A 16,376-nucleotide genomic window follows, 5' to 3' on the forward strand; every position below is an offset into this window, starting at 1 on the left:
CAGGTTTGAGGGTTTGGGGGTCAAGACTGCTGGCGTTCGGATGCCGCGCGCGGGCCGCCGAACATGTCGGTCTGTTGCGGGTGTTCGGTCGACAGCGAGCCGTCATCCAGCACCCAGTAGAAGGACGAGCCGCGCGCCGGCTTCGGCCGCTTCGAATCAATCTCGCACGAGATCGTCGCCGTGCCGGCCTCGACCTCGAGATTGAGCTTGAGGGTGACGTTGCCCTTGATCTTGGTCTTCGGCCGATCGCCGGAGAGCTCCTTAAGCTTGGCCAGCGTCTCGGTGATCTCGGTCGACATGGCGGCGGCGACTTCGCCGCCTTCCAGCATGCCGATGATGGTCTGCGCGTCTCTTATTTTCTTCATGGTGTCCTCGCGGCCGTGTGCCTGCCGTCGAGTGTGACCGAACCGAAGGTGCCGGCAGGCTGGCCTCCGGACGGGGCGGCGAACGATCGCCGGCCCGCAGTAGCGGGCTAGAAGGGGATTTCGTCGTCGAGCGCTTCGCGCAGGCCGGGCGATTGCTGCTGGTCCGGCCCGCGCTCCTGTCGGCTTGAGCCGCCGCGCTGCGTGCCGTAATCGTCGGGGCTGCGGGCGGGATGGTCTGATTTGTCGAGCATCTGGATTTCGCCGCGGAACTTTTGCAGCACGACCTCGGTCGAGTAGCGCGCCGCGCCCGCCTGGTCCTCCCATTTGCGGGTCGCCAGCTGGCCCTCGACATAGACCTTCATGCCCTTCTTCAGATATTGCTCGGCGACCTTGCAGAGGTTCTCATTGAAGACGACGATCGTATGCCACTCGGTCTTTTCCTTGCGCTCACCGCTAGTCTTGTCGCGCCAGCTTTCCGATGTCGCGACGCGGAAATTGACCACGCTGTCGCCGCTGTTGAGGCGGCGGATTTCCGGGTCGGCGCCGAGGTGGCCGATCAGAATGACCTTGTTGACGCTGCCAGCCATCAGTAGCCTCCCGCCGCCTGGAGGCGGAGCAGCTTCGCCGTTTTCTTCAGCGTCGACGTGCATCCAGCCGGCCTACTACGGCGCGACATGTAATTCTTCGCGCCCGAGCCTTTCCAAATGACCGGGGTCCCCTTCGCGATCGGCTTGCGCTTCTTGCGGCTGACGGGCTGGCCGACCGGCGCCGAAAATTGCGGCATGATTGCTAGCATCGGTTGAAGTGCAGCCGCCGAGGCGAACATCGCCGCCGCCAGCAAGGTCGGCTTACCAAGTGAGAAGGCCATTAGGCAGTCCTTTCTTCGGGCAGGGTGATGAGCGCATGGCCGGCTGGCGCGTTCGGGTCTGGTGGCGTCAGCGCGGCGATCTGTGCCTCGATGTCGGCGATCAGGTCCTTGCGCAGGCTGGCGGCGAACGGCGCGGCGAGCATGATCTCGCTCGAATTATAGAGTTTTTCCCCGATCAGCAGGCGCAGCGGCTCATTGGCGCGCAAGCGCTCGACGGTGTCGTGCCAATGGCGGATCGCGGCCTCGCTCATCAGATGAAGCCCTTCGACAGCGCCAGCCATTCCGGCATGGTGACGACGACGAGGCCGCCCGGCTTCTTGACCATCTCGATTTCGGAAACCGGCACCCAGACGGCCTTGGCGTCGTCCCCAGTTTCGGAGACGCGCACGGCCTTGCCGGTTATGGCGTGCAGCGCCAGCGTCAAGTCGATCAGGTCGGAGCGGCCGCTGGTCATGCCGCCCTCACCACAATGCCGAGATAGCGATCAAGCCGGTCGAGGAAGGCGATCTCGGCCTTCATCGCGCCCCATGGTTCGATCGCTCCGGTCAGCCTTGGCGCCGACGCCACCTTGGGCAGGCACTTCTGGTCGGCCTTGGGCCCGAACAGGGCATGGGCTTCGGCGACCAGCATGCGATCGTCCATGTCCTTGACCTGGCGGACATAGAGCGGCATGCGATTGATGTCGGGCAGCCTGGCGGCTTCATAGATGGCGAGATCGATGCAGCGCTTCACCTCGCCGATCGCGCGATGGACGAGCTTTTCTATGAAGGCCGGGCGATCGAGCTTGGCCTCGGCGGCGAGTTTCGCCACCTGGTACTGGATCAGGTCGACGGCCGGCCGCGTCACATCGCCGAACGGATATTCGTGGCCGTCATGAATGACGAAATAGCCGGCCAGCACGCTGTCGCCGGTCTCGCGGAAGATGGCGTCCGCGCCCATCACCGAATGCTGCGCCACCGAATAGGCCGCACAGCGATAGATGCCATTGAAACGCGCGATCTTCGACAGCGCATTGGCCATGTCGGCGAAGTCGATGTCGGCGGCGGTCGGGCTGACAAGGTTGAACGCCGACCCGTCAGGCCGGAAGGCCGGGACAATTGAAGGAATGCGGTTGGCCGATTGCTTCACTGGGACACCTGCGGCAGCGCCTGTTCGACCGCCTTGATCACCGTCTGGCGGCTGGCCGGAAAGATCGGCAGCCGGTCCAGATAGGCGGAGAGCACCTTGAGGCAGCGCTCGCGCTGGCCGGACCACGGGTCGAGCACAAGGGCGGCGCGTGCCGTGCAATAGCGGCCCCAAGCCACGAGCAGTGCCTGTGTCTCCTTGGTGTCGCGCGGCAGCGGCGGCCGGTTCGGCAGAGGCGCGCGCGCCTTCTCGATGATGTCCGCCATCAGGTCGGGACGGCTGGTCAAATGGCGCACGCTGGCGTCTGTAGCGAGTTTCGCCGCGGCATCCTTGAACTCGACGATCTCGGCCCAAGTGAAGCCGGCGCCGATCAGATCCTTGGACCGGACGCCGCCGCCGACCGAAAACAGATCGCGCATCGCCTCGGCCATTTCGCGGCAGCGCGGATGCGCATCGTCGGCATCCTCGGGAAAGATCGGGCGCGTCTGCGTTGAGCGAAAGTCAGCTTGGCTAAGCATAACAATTGGCCTCCTGGGTACGTGCCATTGCGGAATGAAGTTCTGCCTGCCGGGCAAGCGCAGCCTGGTCTTCGAACCGGCCCTCGATGCCGGTGATGATCGTCGCGAGCTGGTCGTCGGACAGGCGGTCGCGCCAGTCGGTCCAGTCGCGTTGAACGCCGGGCATGGTGTCGTAGCCGAGGCATTCGAGCGTCTCGATCAGATCGCGCCTTTCGGCCGACATACCCTCAGGATGCTCGCCGACGTTCATCGGACGGCACCGAAGATCACGGCGGCGCAGAACAGGATCGCTGTGACCGCCGCCAGCGAGGCGAGATTCTTGGCCAGCGAGTAATCCTCGTGATAGCCTCGTGCGCGCTGCAGGCGCTCACCTTCGATGACGCCGAGATTGCGCGGGGGGACAGGATGCGACCATTGATACTGGCGGCGACGCTGGTGGCGGCTTGGGCCGGACAGGGGCGAGCAGACGATCCTTCCGTTCTCGGCCGGTCTGGCATGGAACGGGTCTACGTTTGGCTGGACTACGAATCGTGGAGCGAAGGGCTGGCGCTCATTCGGGCCGGTGTGCACGAGACCGACCCGCAAATGGTCCTTCGCCTGATGGCGTGCGTTGCCAGCAAGGGCGACCACGCGGTTGTCATCGGGCGTCCTTCCCTTGCGGCAAAGACCATCCTCGTCATTGACGGCGCCCAAAAGGGCTGTCGCGGTTTTGTGACCGACGAGGATCTTGGATTGCGATGACACTGAAGCGCTCCACCGAATGTGCGATGGGCAAAGTGTGAATTACTCACATCGAAGTGTCAAGCGTAAATGTGATAAACTCACACTTCAAAATGCGGGAGTGAGAATCATGCGGGTTTTATGGGGCCCGTTTGCGCGGCTTGGCGATTAGCACGGCCGCCAGTTCGCTCGCCAGATCGACGACCTTGGCGCGCTCCTCATCGTCGAGCGGCGCAAGGTAGGCGGCGATGACCTCTCCGAACTGCGAGGCCAGATCCTCTCCGAACGACCGCTCCAGCCTGTCGACCACCTCCCGGTTGAGGCTCTTGCCGCCGCGAACCGCCTCGAGCCGTGCTTTGAGTTCGGGCGGCAGGCGGACATGGAAGCTGGGGCGTAACGGTCGGGACATGACCCCGACTTATCGCCGAAAGGTCAAGTGTTCGAAATGGTTCCAGATTTTGTAGAAAACTGGTACTAGTTTCCCCGCTATTCACAGGGCATCGTTACAGGTTGAAACAATCTGGTGATCATTCAGCAATGGTTGTATGCGTACCGAAATGGGACACTGGACGGCGTGAAAAAACTGATTTGACAGCCTAGAGGAAATTGTTCCTAACTTCACTGCCGTTCGGTTTGGGAGAAGAGACAAGTGATCCAGTACGAATCGCGCGAAGCTGCGGGCGATCAGGCAATGGACAAATTGCGAGCGATCGCGACATCGCCTCAATCAAGAGCAGCGACGATCTCCGAGCGCATTGCCAGGGACACGCGATCACTCGCCGAGGCGATGAAGGAAATCCATGGTGGGCACTGGCGCGTGCTTATCGATCACGATGTTGGCGTGATCGCGGTTTCGCGGGATTTCTCGGTGCCGCTCGGCTCGCCCAGCGCGAATCTGGCATAGGTCAGCACGGCGGCCTGGACCTCCCGTGGCGCCGCCGCCAAGCGCATGAAAATCTCGCGCAGCTCGTCGCTGCCGTCTATATCCTGCGGTGAGCCTTCGCCGGTGATGAGCCAGGCTTCCCTGACCCTGTAGGCGCGGGCATAGTCCTTGACCGCGCGGGTGATGCCGGTCCGGCCGCTTTCGTGCTGGATGTAGGTGTTGTAGTTGAAGCCGAAACGCTTCGCGGCGGCCTTCGCATTGTCGAAGCCGCGCATCTCGCGCGCCTGGCGCAGCCGCGCCGCCTGCTGGTCTACTCGGGTTACATCCGTCATGGCGTGACTTTTTCACATTTCTGGTGTGAGTTTCTACTTGACAGATTGATGTGACTTTCTCACACTATCGGTCATGATGGATCATTCGTTCGAATTAGAGACGGTTGTCGACGTGGTCGCCCTGCGAGGCGAGCTCGGCTGGACGCAGCAGCAGCTCGCCGACCATTGCGGCGTCGACCGCTCGACCGTCTCCACCTGGGAGACGAGGCCGCCGACCAAGGGGCCGGCGCTGATCCTGTTGCGCCAACTCCAGGCTTCGCTTTCCGATGCTGCTCGCCACATTCCAGTGGTTGATGGCGTCGCGGCCGGTCCCGAGAAATTCCCCCAAGCCGGGACCGGCCACCCTCTTTCTAGCGAGGCGGCCGAATGACCGCCGTTCGCTGCTCGCCTTCACTGACCTTGCTGCAGCCGCCAGCGGCGCCGATTCGCCAGTTGCCGGCGCCGACGCAGCGCATGTTGAAACTCCTGTCCGCCTTTGCCCGCGAACATCCTGCCGATCTCCTGGCGCGCCTTTTGCGCGACGAGGCGAAGCGGGTTTTGCGCTGGGCTCCGAGGAAGGGAGACGGCCATGCGTGAACTGTTCTGTCAGGGTAGGGAAGTGGCTTCGAGTCCTGCCCCTGTAACCAATACCCCCAGAGAGCGAAGGGCGGTCAGGTACGGCTCGCGAGGCCCCCTGCACCTGTTGAGGCACGCCCGGCGAAAGCCGTGCGGAGGAGCAAAGCTCGCCGCCCACAATGACGATGGACCCTGGAGGGCAGGCCTTTGGCTGCCCTCCAGGGGGCCGCCTTGATGATGTAGCGCGGGTTTTCATACCCGCGAGTTGAAACGCTTTCCCCCTCGTCCCGCCATAGGAAATGCAGCCCGCATTTCCCGCGCCGGGAAAACTGTGCCCGGAGCCCGACATGGCCGAAATTTCCAGTCAGTGGTTTTACCGCCTCAAGGCAGCCCAGCGCGACCTGATAGAGCGCTGCGGCACGATCGAGCGCGCCGCTTCCATCGCCTCGCTGTCGAAGAGCCAGATGGGCCGCTTCAACAATGCCGGCGATCCCGAGCTGATGCCGCTGTCGGCTGTGCTGCTGCTCGAAGCCGAGTGCGGCACGCCCCTGGTCACCAGCGTCATGGCCGAATTGAACGGTCGGCGACTGGCCGATGCCGACGCGCTCGGTGCGGCCAACGCCACGATGATGGCGGCGCATGCCGATGTCGTCGTGCAGTTCGGCGAGCTGATCGCCGCCGCAGCCATGGCGTTCGCCGATGGCCGGCTGACACCGGCCGAGCTTGCCGGCATCGACCGGGGCGCGGCGAAATTGGAAATCGCGATTGCCGAACTGCGCAAGGCGGCAGCGGCGGCGCGCGGCGCCGGCGGCCTCAGCATTGTCAGCGGTGCGGCATGAGGCTCGTCAAGCAGCTGTTCCGGCACGATCCGGCAAACGGTGTCTGGGGCGATTGCGCCCGCACCGTGATCGCATGCCTTTGCGACGTGCCGGCCGAAGAGGTGCCGCGCTGGCACGAGGACCTCTCCGGAGCTGAGCAATCAGCAAGACATGACGCATGGCTGCGAGAGCGGGAAATCCTGCGTATTTCGATTCCGGTAGTAGCCGATGCGCTGGAAAAGGCCCTCGAATGGGGCGCGTACTATAGCCGGGGAATGGCCTACATCCTCGCCGGCAGGAGCCGCAATGATACCAATCACGTCGTGATCTGCCGCGGGCAAGAGATCATTTGGGATCCTGCCATAGATGACAGCGGCGTCGTAGGGCCGTGTTCCGACGGCTACTTCTGGTTCGAATTCCTGGTGCGGCCGCTGGAGGGGCATCCGGTATGAGCGACTGGTCCGCCGACGACCTGCAGGCGCTGCGCGAACTGGCCGGCCAAGGGCTTTCTGCCGCACAGATTGCCGCTCGCCTGCCGGGTGATCGTAGCCGCAATGCCGTCATCGGCAAGCTGAAGCGCGGCAAGGGCAGCCATGGCGCGTTGCTTGGCCAGCCGAAGAACCAGGCGATCGGCCGGGCCACGCCCAAATCCGAGAAGCCGGTGAAGCGGAAGTATCGGCCGGTGCGCCGCGCCGTCATGGCGCCATCGATCGAAGCACCGGTAGAGCGGCTGTTCGAAGCCAAGCCGGTTGCGAACCTCCCGGCGACGTTGCCGATGACCTTTCTCAATGCGGTGATGGCGAATCGCTGCCTGCACTATGCCTGCGACTGGTTTGCGCCTGACGGCCCCGACATGCCGGTCTGCGGCGCCGAACGCGCTGACGTGCTGGAGACGCGCTACTGCCGCCGGCACCTGCTCAGCGAGCGCCAGCCCAGGGTGCCGGCATGAACCCCTTCGGCTTTGAAACCATCTATGGCGTCGACGGCGAGCACGCGACGCCGTTCCTGACTCGCGTCAGGATCGGGCGGCTGCGCTTGCACATCTTCCATCGCGGTGATGCCGATCCCGATCCGCATGATCATCCCTGGGATTTCTGGACTTTTCCTTTGACCGCCTACGTCGAGGAAGTGGTTGATTTCGCGCTTGCGGAAAAGGTGCGTGAGTTCGCCAGGGAGGTTCGCGGAAATCCGAGGATGACCAGGCGGCAGGTCGTGCCGGCCTGGGGTTGGTCATACCGGCCAGCCGAACACACGCATCGCGTTCTCGGCCGCTACGACGTGTTGGCGACACTGGAGGCTGCATCGATGGCCTTCATTGCCGGTGCCGGCCGCGTCCCGCCGCACTTCAAGCCGGGCAAGATCATCACCATCGTCTGGCAAGGCAGGTCGAGCCGCAAATGGGGCTTCCTGCGCAACCGTGACGGCAATTGGTGCTGGACGCCCTGGCGCGAATACGTCTTCGGCGGCGGCAAGCATGCGCCCTGTGAGCCTGGCGGCAGGGGCGGGCCATGACCGCGCACCCCGACTATGCCGAATTCCTCAAGGCCAAGGTGCGGCTGGCGCCGGCGCTTGGCTTCGACGTCGAGCCGGCGACGATCAACCCGCTGCTGAAGCCGATGACGCAGGCGATCGTGCCGTGGGCCTGCCGCGGCGGCCGGCGTGCGCTGTTCCTGCGCTTCGGCCTGCACAAGACATCGACGCAGCTCGAGGTGATCCGGCAATGCCTGGTGCATGCCGGCGGTCACGGGCTGATCGTCGTGCCGCTTGGCGTGCGCCATGAATTCTTCCTAGAGGTCGAGAAGCGCCATCCGAACATCCGGCTGAAGTTCATCAACCGGCCCGGGCAGATGGAAGCGCCGAACGAGATCGGCGCCGAGAGCGTGCTGATCCACCTTACCAACTACGAGACGATCCGCGACGGCAAGCTCGACCCCTGCCTGTTCACCGCTGCCTCGCTCGACGAGGCTGCCGTGCTGCGCGGCTTCGGCGGCACCAAGACCTTTCGCGAGTTCATGGCGACCTTTGCCGGCGACGATCGCAAGACCGGTCGCAAGCATGCCGGCGTGCGCTACCGCTTCGTCGCCACCGCGGTGCCCGATCCGAACGAATATATCGAGCTGCTCGCCTATGCCGCCTTTCTCGGCGTCATGGATGTCGGCGAAGCAAAGACCCGCTTCTTCAAGCGCGACAGCGAGAAGGCCGACGCGCTCACGCTGCATCCGCACAAGGAGGAAGAGTTCTGGTTGTGGGTCGCGAGCTGGGCGCTGTTCGTCCAGAAGCCGTCAGATCTCGGCTATTCCGATCAAGGCTACGACCTGCCGCCGCTCGATATCCGCTGGCACGAAATCCCGTCCGACCATAGCGCTGCCGGCGAGGAGCGCGACGGGCAGGGCAGGCTGTTCGCCAATTCGGCGCATGGGGTGACCGAGGCCGCGCGCGAGAAGAAGCGCAGCCTTGACGCTCGCATCGCCAAGGTCATGGAAATCCGCGCCGAGGATCCTGGCGCGCATCGCATCCTCTGGCACGATCTGGAGGCCGAGCGGCACGCGCTGGAGAAGGCGATCCCGACCGTCAAATCGGTGTGGGGAACGCTCGACGACGACACCAAGGAAAAGCGCGTCGTCGGCTTCGCCAGGGGCGAATTCGAAGAGCTTGCGACCAAGCCGGTCATCAACGGCTCCGGCTGCAATTTCCAGGACTATTGCTGGTTGGCGATCTACACCGGGATCGGCTTCAAGTTTCACGACTTCATCCAGTCGGTGTTCCGCATCCAGAGATTCGGACAGACGCATACCGTGCGCCTCGACCTGATCTACACCGAGGCCGAGCGCGAGATGCGCCGCACGCTGGAACGGCGTTGGCGCCAGTTCGAGGCGCAGTCGGAAAAGATGGCGGAGATCATCCGCCGTTTCGGCCTGGCCGAGCAGGCGATCGAGGGCGCGCTGAAGCGCTCGATGGGCGTTGTCAGGCGCGAGGTGCGCGGCGAAAACTACCTGGTCGTGCACAATGACACGGTCGAGGAAACCCGGTCGATGGCTGAAAACAGCGTCGACCTGATCGTCACCTCGATCCCGTTCTCGACGCAGTACGAATACACCCCGTCCTTCAACGATTTCGGCCACACCGACGACGACGCGCATTTCTGGGCGCAGATGGACTTTTTGACGCCGCAGCTGCTGCGCGTGCTGAAGCCCGGCCGGCTCGCCGTAATCCATGTCAAGGACCGGATCGTGCCGGGCGGCGTCAACGGTTTTGGCTTCCAGACGGTCAATCCGTTCTCCGATGATTGCTGTTCGCATTTCCGCCGGCACGGCTTCGCCTTCATGTCGCGCGTCACCATCGGCACCGATGTCGTGCGCGAGAACAACGGCACCTATCGCCTCGGCTGGAGCGAGCAATGCAAGGATGGCACACGGCAGGGCAACGGCATGCCGGAATACACGCTGACCTTCCGCAAGCCGCCGACCGATCGATCAAACGGTTACGCCGACCATCCAGTTGCCAAGCAGAAGCCGCTGTCCTTCACCGATCACACCGAGCAGCCGGACAAGTCGCTGCCGCTGGGCGAGGGCGTGCGCACCCAGACGTTCGAACGCGCGCTGCGCAGCGTGCCCGGTACCGGCTATTCGCGCGGCCGTTGGCAGATCGACGCGCATGGTGTGCGCCGGTCGAGCGGCGACCGGCCGCTGCTGCCCGACGAGCTGCGCCGCCTGGTGAAACTCGACGCCAAGCTGATCTATCGCGGCTGGAAGAAATGGGCGGAAGAGAACGTCTACGATCACGCACTGCACGTCGAATTCGCCGAGGTGCTCGCCGCCGAAGGCAGGCTGCCGCCGACCTTCATGATCGCGCCGCCGCATAGCGACCATCCCGAGATCTGGACCGACGTGGCGCGCATGCGCACGCTGAACATGCTGCAGCAGCGCAAGGGCCGCGAAATGCATCTGTGCCCGCTGCAGTTCGACATCGTCGAGAGGGCGATCGAGCAGCATTCGATGCCTGGCGAGACGGTGTTCGACCCGTTCGGCGGCATCATGACCGTGCCCTATTGCGCGCTGCGCATGGGCCGCAAGGCGGTCGCGGTCGAACTCAACCCGGATTATTTCGCCGACGGCGTCACCTATGCCGAGATCGCCGCCGGCGGCGGGCAGGGCCCAGGCCTGTTCGACCTGCTGGCGGCCGAGCAGGCCGGGGCGGAAATGGACGAGGCGGCGGAATGAACCTCGCCCCGATCTGCACGGGCGCCTTCGATCCCAGCCATGTCGATTTCGACGTGTTCGCCATATTCCTCGAGGCGCGCCGCGTCCACCGCCGCAAGACGCACCGACGCGTCGCGAAAGAAGCCGAGGTCGAGCTTGACGCCGTGCTGCGCGCGGCACGCGGGCGCAACCCCGGCAGCTATGAGTTCTTCGCGCTTTGCGACTGGATCGGCGAGGAGCCGGCGCTCTTCCTGAAGAAGGAATTCAGGCATGGCTAGGCTCGCCACCTACGACTATCGCGGGCTGGGCCGACTGCTGCGCGCCCGGCTGGAAGATGACGGGCGCGGCTGGCGGGCATGCGCCGCCGAGATCGGCGTCTGCGCCTCCGACCTGTCGCGCATCTGCAACGGGCAGAGCGTGTCGGCGCCGAAGGCGATCGCTGTCTGCGACTGGCTGAAACTGTCGTTCCGCGCCTTCTACGACCCGCCGCAGGCACCCGAGCCGGAGTGTGAAACACAAGAAATGTTTCACGGGAAGAGCACTGAAACAGAGGGGCAAGCTGATGTCGGGTGAGCCTCGCTACGTCTACTGGGTCCAGCTGATCAACGGCTTCGGTCCGAAGTCCCGCGCGTTCGTCGTCATCTTCGAATGCCCGCTCGCGACCACGGCCGATATCGACCGTGAGATGCGGCAGCATGGCGTCGTTAATGGCTCGCGGCTCGACACGGTCGACGACGGCAAGGGCGGGCGGCTGATCCGCAGCCGCGCCGATTTCATGTTCGGCGTCGCCGGCCTGGTTTCCATCCAATCCTATCACAAACCTTGCTGGGAGCCCGAAGCATGGCCGCTATGAATAGACCCGCACCCGGCTTTGGCAAGCCGGGCAGCATCGACCCGGCCAGGCTGATGAAGCTGCCGCTCGCCATGCAGGCCGAAGGTATCAGGCTGCTGTTCGAAATGGGCCTGACCGCGAGCCAGGTGAAGGCTCGCCTCGGCCTGTCGTCAGGGACAATCAACCAGATCCTCGACAAGGCGCGTCCGTTCACGCGCGGCGGCGACGTCAATGTCGTCGCGGAGGGGATGTGATGCTGCGCCACAAGCTTTCCACACCCGACTTTTCCGAGGTCGAACTCCGGCAAGCGCTGATGCGGCTGGGCGGGGGATGGCTGACCGGCGACGCCGCCCTTGCGGCGATCGTGCTTTGGTCCAGCGGCCAGTTCGACACAAACGCCATCGCCGCCGTCCTAACCGTTCGCGAGGATGCGGTCTGCCGCACCTTGGCGATGGCGCGCGACGGCGCACGTGCGGATGCGAGGGCTCAACGATGAACGCAATGACTGGTTTTGCCCTCGATAACCGCATGACGATCGTGCTGTTCGCCGGCATGGGCGGCGGCTGCGACGGGCTGGAAGAAGCCGGTTTCCACGTCCATGTCGCGATCAACCACGACCCGGTCGCGGTCGCCGTGCATGAGAAACGTCATCGGCACACGAAACACCTGCGCTGCGACGTGTTCGAGGCCGATCCGCGCAAGGTCACCAATGGACGCGGGGTGCGTGTCCTGCATGCCTCGCCGGACTGCACCCATTTCTCGGTTGCCAAGGGCTCGAAGCCGGTCAGCAAGCGCCGCCGCTCACTGGCTTGGGTCATATGCCGCTGGGCCGGCACCGTCCGCCCCGAGACGATCACTATGGAGAACGTCCAGGAGATCAGGACCTGGGGCCCGCTGATCGCCAAGCGCGATCCGGTGACGGGCCGCGTCATGCGGCTCGACGGCTCGATTGCAGCTAAGGGCGAGCGGGTCCCGGTGCAGGATCAATGGCTAATCCCGGATCCTCGCCACAAGGGCCGCATCTGGCTCGCCTGGCTGAAGCATCTGCGCGGGCTCGGCTATAGCTTTGACTATCGGATCCTGGTCTGCGCTGACTATGGTGTCACGACGATTCGGAAGCGCTTCTTCGGCGTCGCCCAGGCAGACGGCCGGCCGATCGTGTGGCCGGCCCGCACGCACGCGCCGCGCAAGGATGCCAAGCAGCTCGGCCTGAAACCATGGCTCGGCGCGCATACGATCATCGACTGGTCTCTGCCGGTGAAATCGATTTTTGGGCGCAAGAAGCCGCTGGCCGAAGCGACATTGCGCCGGACGGCACGCGGCGTCATGCGCTACGTCGTCGATGCGGCAAAGCCGTTCATCGTGCCGATCACGCATTCGGGCGGCGACAGGGTGCACGATGCCGGCGAGCCGCTGCGCACGCTGACCACGGCGCATCGCGGCGAGCTGGCGGTGGTGGCGCCGGCCTTGATCCGGACCGATCAGCAGAGCGCGGCGGCTCGCAACGGCGTGCATTCGGTCGAGGAGCCGATCAATACGCTGCATACGTCGTCTGGCATCGCGATGATGGGCGCGACCATCGTCGGCGCCGGTGGGCGGGCAGCGCAGTCGTCGCCTCGCGATCTCGAGGAGCCGCTTGGAACGACCACGGGCAAGGAGGATCGCGTTCTGGTCGCCGCCCATATGACCAAGTTCGACCAGAACGGCGACGGCTACATGCCGACCGAGCCGTTGGATACAGTCATGGCCGGCGCGCCGCGGCATGCCGTGGTTGCCGCCAGCCTGGTGCAGGCGGGCTATGGCGAACGCGAAGGCCAGGCGCCGCGCAGCCTCGACATCGAGGCGCCGCTTGGCGCACAGGTGGCCGGCGGTGGCAAGCATGCGCTGATCGCGGCTTTCCTTGCACAGCACAACGGCGATCCGCGTGTCGACGGCAGCAATGAGGCGCGGCCCGGCCGGCCGATCGACGAGCCGCTCGGGGCCTTCACCACCAGCCCGCAAGTCGGCGTCAGCGCCGCATTCATCGCACAGCACAACACGGGCGAGCCTGGCCGTTCAGCCGAAGACCCGTTGTCGACTATCGTCACGCTCGGCTCAACGCAGGGCGTGGTCGCCGCAGCGCTCGGCAACATGCATGGCACGAATCGCGACGGCCGGCCCATCGACGATCCGTTGGCGACCGTTGCCGCTGGCGGCAATCATGCGCATCTGATCCTTGGCTTCCTCCAGCACTATTTCGGCTCTGGCAAGCAGGATGACGACGTGCGCCAGCCGCTCGGCGCGCTCACCGGCAAGGCACGCTACGGCCTGGTCGAAGTGATGGTGAAGGGCGTCCCGCACTACATCGACGACATCGGCATCCGCATGCTTGAACCGGAAGAGGGCGCCGCCGCGCACGGCTTCAAGCCCGGCTCGCTGCCGGACGAAATCACCATCGCCGGCAAGACCCGCCGCCTGACCAAGACCGAGAAATATCACCTGGTCGGCAACAGCGTGCCGCCGCGCATGATCAAGCTGATCGCCGAATGCAACGTCCGACACGCTTTCGCGGAGGCGGCAGAGTGAATCCATATCTTATCACCGGCCCAGCGCTGGTTTCGTTCTCGGGTGGGCGCACCAGTGGCTTTATGCTGCACGAGATACTGCGGGCCTATAACGGCAAGCTACCCGACGATGTGATCGTGGCTTTTGCCAACACCGGCAAGGAACGCGAGGAGACGCTGCGCTTCGTGAATGAGTGCGGGTTGAGATGGGGCGTCCGCATTCATTGGGTAGAATGGCGCGATGGTAAGCCCGGCTTTGCAGAAGTTGACTTCAGCAGTGCCAGCCGCAATGGCCAGCCGTTCTCGGCTCTCATCGCCAAGAAATCCCGTCTCCCCAACGGCCATGAGCGCTGGTGCACCGAGTACCTGAAAGTGCGGCCGATCTTCGAATTGATGCGGCATCAGCTTTGCCTGGAACCGGGCAGCTATGAGGAAATTATCGGCCTGCGGCACGACGAGGGTATGCGTATCTTCCGAGGTATGGACCGCGCTGCGAAAGATGGCCGCAGCGTCTCGTATCCTCTCGCCAAAGCGAAGGTGCTCAAATCTACCGTGTCTGCCTTTTGGGAGACGCAGCCCTTCTTCCTCGATCTGGAGCCATGGGAAGGCAATTGCGACCTTTGCTTCCAAAAAGGGAAAGGGATCCGAAAGCGGATCATCCGAGATCACCCATCCGCCGCAGCGTGGTGGGCCGGTGAAGAGGCCGGCATTGGAGGGCAATTCGACAAGCGGGATAGCGTGGCTGGGCTCGTGAACCAGGTCAGGGTCACTCCTACACTATGGGAGGAATTTTCCGACAGCTTTGACGACAGCATGGAATACGACGTCGAGTGCGGCCTTCACTGCGGGGTGGCAGCATGAACTTGCAGCCCTTCTTGATTGGCGATGGCTGGATAGAAGTGCTCGACGGCAACGATACGGCACGGGACATCTTTAAGCGCCACTACAGTTATAGGTCGCGCCAGCAGATGCGCCGAGCCGAACTCATCATGGGTCCGGGTTTCAAGCTGCTCCTGTTGACAGCAGATGCCGGCGCGCTTTGCGCGTGGCGGAAGGAGAAGCACCGGGCAGACGGGCAGTTCGGTGTCGAATGCGCGATCTTTCGTCGTGAGGACGGTGACCTTGCCAGCGGATTGCTGACGGCGGCGATGTCGATCGCGTGGGCTCGCTGGCCGGGGGAACGGCTCTTCACGTTTGTCGATCCGCGTGAGGTGGTTCCAACCATGCGCGCGTCGCGACCCACCTGGGGCCATTGTTTCTATCAGGCAGGCTGGCGCTTTGTCGGGATCACCAAAAAGCGCCTCCACATTCTCGACTGCCGCCCGGAATATTTAAACCGCAACAGTGGCAATCCCGCTGCAGGATCGCGCTCATGAGCGAGGCGATAAAACTGTTCATCGAAGATGCGCGCGCGGTGTCGATCGAGGAGGCCGCGAAGATCATGCGGCTGACTTTCAAGCGGACTGGCGTCGAGCATCCGCAGCCTTGCCCGCATTGCTTCGGCACGGACACATTTTCGTTCAACACGAAGAAGGAAAAGTGGAACTGCCGGGCCGGCGGCATTGGCGGCAACGACGCGATCGGCATGGCCGCCCATTGCGAAGGGCTGGACGTCAAGAGCCGCGAAGGCCTCCTCGAGGCCTGCTCGATCGTGCTCGACCGGGACATTCCGGAGGAGGGCGAGCGCGAGAGCGACGAAGATCGCGCGGCGCGCAAGAAGCGGCTGGAAGAACGGCGGCTGCAGAACGATTGCGCCTTCGCCGAGCGCGCGGCCAGCCAGGACGAGTTTCGCGAGCGCGAGCGGCAGAAGGCGCGCGGCATCTATCAGTCGCTGACGGCGCTGCGCACGGCCGCACAGATGCATGGCCGGTTCTATCTGCAGTATCGTTGTGGCGGCTATCCCGACGCCACATGGCTGCGCGTCGGCGGCGACGTGACGTACTGGCACGGGCAGGATGAGCGCGGCAGCCCGCTCGCGCTCTATTCCGGGCTGGCCATGGTCGCGCCCTTCATCATGCCAGACCTGGCGCCGATTGGCTGTCACATCACCTGGATCGACCTTGATCGGCCGCCGAAGTTTCGGCCGCAACTGGTCGACCCGACCACCGGCGAATTGCTGCCGACCAAGAAGATGCGCGGCTCGAAGAAGGGCGGCCTGATCCCGATTGCCGGCCATCCTGACTGCAGCCGCTGGGTCGGCGGCGAAGGCATCGAGAACGGCGTTGCCTTCGGTGTCTGGGAAGGTTTTCGCGCCGACACGTTCTACTTCGCCGCCGGCGATCTCGGCAATCTCGCCGGCCCGGCCGATCCCTCGTCACGCTTCGCGCACCCGACGTTGAAGAAGCCGGACGCCAAGGGCGTCGCGCGGCCGGTGATGGTCGCCGGGCCCATACCGAAGCGCGACCAGGATGCCGCCGACGCCATGTGGGTGGCCGATCACGTCCGCGAGCTGGTGTTGCTTGCCGATGGCGATTCCGAGCGGGTGATGACGGCTGCCGCAATGGCTCGGGCCCGTGCAAGGCATGCCCGGCCGGGGCGCATCATCCCGATCGTCTGGCCGCGCGCCGGATATGACTTTTCACGCATGGCAGTCGAGACGGGGGAATAGTGGGCAAGAA

The 16,376-nt window shown here is 64.3% G+C and carries 27 protein-coding genes; 16 read left to right on the plus strand and 11 right to left on the minus strand.

The features are described from left to right. Positions 1–20: 20 nt before the first annotated feature. The 11 genes from NKH42_RS24055 to NKH42_RS24105 all read right to left on the minus strand — a co-directional run bounded on the left by NKH42_RS24055 (position 21) and on the right by NKH42_RS24105 (position 4,811). On the minus strand, positions 21–365 hold the full coding sequence (locus NKH42_RS24055) for a YfdP family phage-associated protein (protein WP_352704999.1): 345 nt from the start codon (positions 363–365) through the stop codon (positions 21–23). A 107-nt stretch (positions 366–472) separates the two neighbouring features. Beyond that, a complete protein-coding gene (gene ssb, locus NKH42_RS24060) occupies positions 473–952 on the minus strand; it encodes a single-stranded DNA-binding protein (protein WP_352974508.1) in 480 nt (159 codons plus the stop codon). Continuing rightward, positions 952–1,233: a hypothetical protein gene (locus NKH42_RS24065; RefSeq protein ID WP_352974511.1), complete on the minus strand. Its 282-nt coding sequence runs from the start codon at positions 1,231–1,233 to the stop codon at positions 952–954. The genes ssb and NKH42_RS24065 overlap by 1 nt, the downstream gene beginning before the upstream one ends. Then, positions 1,233–1,484, minus strand: a complete 252-nt coding sequence (locus NKH42_RS24070) for a hypothetical protein (RefSeq protein ID WP_352859741.1) — start codon at positions 1,482–1,484, stop codon at positions 1,233–1,235. The genes NKH42_RS24065 and NKH42_RS24070 overlap by 1 nt, the downstream gene beginning before the upstream one ends. Further along, positions 1,484–1,687 carry a hypothetical protein gene (locus tag NKH42_RS24075; RefSeq protein WP_352974513.1) on the minus strand — a complete coding sequence of 68 codons (204 nt, stop codon included), beginning with the start codon at positions 1,685–1,687 and terminating at the stop codon, positions 1,484–1,486. The genes NKH42_RS24070 and NKH42_RS24075 overlap by 1 nt, the downstream gene beginning before the upstream one ends. After that, entirely contained in the window at positions 1,684–2,361 is a 678-nt protein-coding gene (locus NKH42_RS24080; RefSeq protein ID WP_352828844.1) for a hypothetical protein, read from the minus strand. The genes NKH42_RS24075 and NKH42_RS24080 overlap by 4 nt, the downstream gene beginning before the upstream one ends. Next, positions 2,358–2,876, minus strand: coding sequence for a hypothetical protein (locus tag NKH42_RS24085; protein ID WP_352859745.1), 519 nt, complete (start codon positions 2,874–2,876; stop codon positions 2,358–2,360). The genes NKH42_RS24080 and NKH42_RS24085 overlap by 4 nt, the downstream gene beginning before the upstream one ends. After that, positions 2,869–3,126 carry a hypothetical protein gene (locus NKH42_RS24090; protein WP_352828841.1) on the minus strand — a complete coding sequence of 86 codons (258 nt, stop codon included), beginning with the start codon at positions 3,124–3,126 and terminating at the stop codon, positions 2,869–2,871. The genes NKH42_RS24085 and NKH42_RS24090 overlap by 8 nt, the downstream gene beginning before the upstream one ends. Next, positions 3,123–3,620: a hypothetical protein gene (locus NKH42_RS24095; protein WP_352828839.1), complete on the minus strand. Its 498-nt coding sequence runs from the start codon at positions 3,618–3,620 to the stop codon at positions 3,123–3,125. The genes NKH42_RS24090 and NKH42_RS24095 overlap by 4 nt, the downstream gene beginning before the upstream one ends. Before the next feature lie 115 nt (positions 3,621–3,735). Next, on the minus strand, positions 3,736–4,005 hold the full coding sequence (locus tag NKH42_RS24100; RefSeq protein ID WP_352828837.1) for a hypothetical protein: 270 nt from the start codon (positions 4,003–4,005) through the stop codon (positions 3,736–3,738). Between the two features lie 419 nt (positions 4,006–4,424). Then, positions 4,425–4,811, minus strand: coding sequence for a helix-turn-helix domain-containing protein (locus NKH42_RS24105; protein ID WP_352974515.1), 387 nt, complete (start codon positions 4,809–4,811; stop codon positions 4,425–4,427). A gap of 73 nt (positions 4,812–4,884) precedes the next feature. Between NKH42_RS24105 and NKH42_RS24110 the strand changes: the two genes are divergently transcribed. The 16 genes from NKH42_RS24110 to NKH42_RS24185 all read left to right on the plus strand — a co-directional run bounded on the left by NKH42_RS24110 (position 4,885) and on the right by NKH42_RS24185 (position 16,366). Next, a complete protein-coding gene (locus NKH42_RS24110; protein WP_352974517.1) occupies positions 4,885–5,181 on the plus strand; it encodes a helix-turn-helix domain-containing protein in 297 nt (98 codons plus the stop codon). Continuing rightward, the gene (locus tag NKH42_RS24115; RefSeq protein WP_352974519.1) at positions 5,178–5,387 is read left to right on the plus strand and encodes a hypothetical protein; all 210 of its coding nucleotides are present in this window, start codon (positions 5,178–5,180) and stop codon (positions 5,385–5,387) included. Before NKH42_RS24110 ends, NKH42_RS24115 begins: the two co-directional genes overlap by 4 nt. Positions 5,388–5,713: 326 nt before the next feature. Then, positions 5,714–6,205 carry a hypothetical protein gene (locus NKH42_RS24120; protein WP_352828827.1) on the plus strand — a complete coding sequence of 164 codons (492 nt, stop codon included), beginning with the start codon at positions 5,714–5,716 and terminating at the stop codon, positions 6,203–6,205. Continuing rightward, on the plus strand, positions 6,202–6,636 hold the full coding sequence (locus NKH42_RS24125) for a hypothetical protein (RefSeq protein WP_352974521.1): 435 nt from the start codon (positions 6,202–6,204) through the stop codon (positions 6,634–6,636). The genes NKH42_RS24120 and NKH42_RS24125 overlap by 4 nt, the downstream gene beginning before the upstream one ends. Continuing rightward, positions 6,633–7,133, plus strand: coding sequence for a GcrA family cell cycle regulator (locus NKH42_RS24130; RefSeq protein ID WP_352974523.1), 501 nt, complete (start codon positions 6,633–6,635; stop codon positions 7,131–7,133). The genes NKH42_RS24125 and NKH42_RS24130 overlap by 4 nt, the downstream gene beginning before the upstream one ends. Then, the gene (locus tag NKH42_RS24135; protein ID WP_352974525.1) at positions 7,130–7,696 is read left to right on the plus strand and encodes a hypothetical protein; all 567 of its coding nucleotides are present in this window, start codon (positions 7,130–7,132) and stop codon (positions 7,694–7,696) included. The genes NKH42_RS24130 and NKH42_RS24135 overlap by 4 nt, the downstream gene beginning before the upstream one ends. After that, positions 7,693–10,404 (plus strand): DNA methyltransferase, encoded by a 2,712-nt coding sequence (locus NKH42_RS24140; RefSeq protein WP_352974527.1) that lies wholly within the window; start codon positions 7,693–7,695, stop codon positions 10,402–10,404. Before NKH42_RS24135 ends, NKH42_RS24140 begins: the two co-directional genes overlap by 4 nt. After that, positions 10,401–10,661, plus strand: coding sequence for a hypothetical protein (locus NKH42_RS24145; protein ID WP_352974529.1), 261 nt, complete (start codon positions 10,401–10,403; stop codon positions 10,659–10,661). The genes NKH42_RS24140 and NKH42_RS24145 overlap by 4 nt, the downstream gene beginning before the upstream one ends. Then, positions 10,654–10,956, plus strand: coding sequence for a hypothetical protein (locus NKH42_RS24150; protein WP_352974530.1), 303 nt, complete (start codon positions 10,654–10,656; stop codon positions 10,954–10,956). Before NKH42_RS24145 ends, NKH42_RS24150 begins: the two co-directional genes overlap by 8 nt. Further along, positions 10,946–11,236, plus strand: coding sequence for a hypothetical protein (locus NKH42_RS24155; protein WP_352974532.1), 291 nt, complete (start codon positions 10,946–10,948; stop codon positions 11,234–11,236). Before NKH42_RS24150 ends, NKH42_RS24155 begins: the two co-directional genes overlap by 11 nt. Next, positions 11,224–11,469 carry a sigma factor-like helix-turn-helix DNA-binding protein gene (locus NKH42_RS24160; RefSeq protein ID WP_352974534.1) on the plus strand — a complete coding sequence of 82 codons (246 nt, stop codon included), beginning with the start codon at positions 11,224–11,226 and terminating at the stop codon, positions 11,467–11,469. The genes NKH42_RS24155 and NKH42_RS24160 overlap by 13 nt, the downstream gene beginning before the upstream one ends. After that, positions 11,469–11,711: a hypothetical protein gene (locus tag NKH42_RS24165; protein WP_352828798.1), complete on the plus strand. Its 243-nt coding sequence runs from the start codon at positions 11,469–11,471 to the stop codon at positions 11,709–11,711. The genes NKH42_RS24160 and NKH42_RS24165 overlap by 1 nt, the downstream gene beginning before the upstream one ends. After that, complete coding sequence (locus tag NKH42_RS24170; protein WP_502906430.1) at positions 11,708–13,780, plus strand: DNA cytosine methyltransferase; 2,073 nt, start codon at positions 11,708–11,710, stop codon at positions 13,778–13,780. The genes NKH42_RS24165 and NKH42_RS24170 overlap by 4 nt, the downstream gene beginning before the upstream one ends. Continuing rightward, positions 13,777–14,619, plus strand: coding sequence for an adenine nucleotide alpha hydrolase family protein (locus NKH42_RS24175; RefSeq protein ID WP_352884312.1), 843 nt, complete (start codon positions 13,777–13,779; stop codon positions 14,617–14,619). The genes NKH42_RS24170 and NKH42_RS24175 overlap by 4 nt, the downstream gene beginning before the upstream one ends. Beyond that, the gene (locus NKH42_RS24180) at positions 14,616–15,134 is read left to right on the plus strand and encodes a hypothetical protein (RefSeq protein WP_352828790.1); all 519 of its coding nucleotides are present in this window, start codon (positions 14,616–14,618) and stop codon (positions 15,132–15,134) included. Before NKH42_RS24175 ends, NKH42_RS24180 begins: the two co-directional genes overlap by 4 nt. Continuing rightward, positions 15,131–16,366 (plus strand): P4 alpha zinc-binding domain-containing protein, encoded by a 1,236-nt coding sequence (locus tag NKH42_RS24185; RefSeq protein WP_352974538.1) that lies wholly within the window; start codon positions 15,131–15,133, stop codon positions 16,364–16,366. Before NKH42_RS24180 ends, NKH42_RS24185 begins: the two co-directional genes overlap by 4 nt. The last annotated feature ends 10 nt before the right edge of the window (positions 16,367–16,376 follow it).

It is taken from the genome of Mesorhizobium sp. M1142 (assembly GCF_040318565.1).
GTDB lineage: Bacteria > Pseudomonadota > Alphaproteobacteria > Rhizobiales > Rhizobiaceae > Mesorhizobium.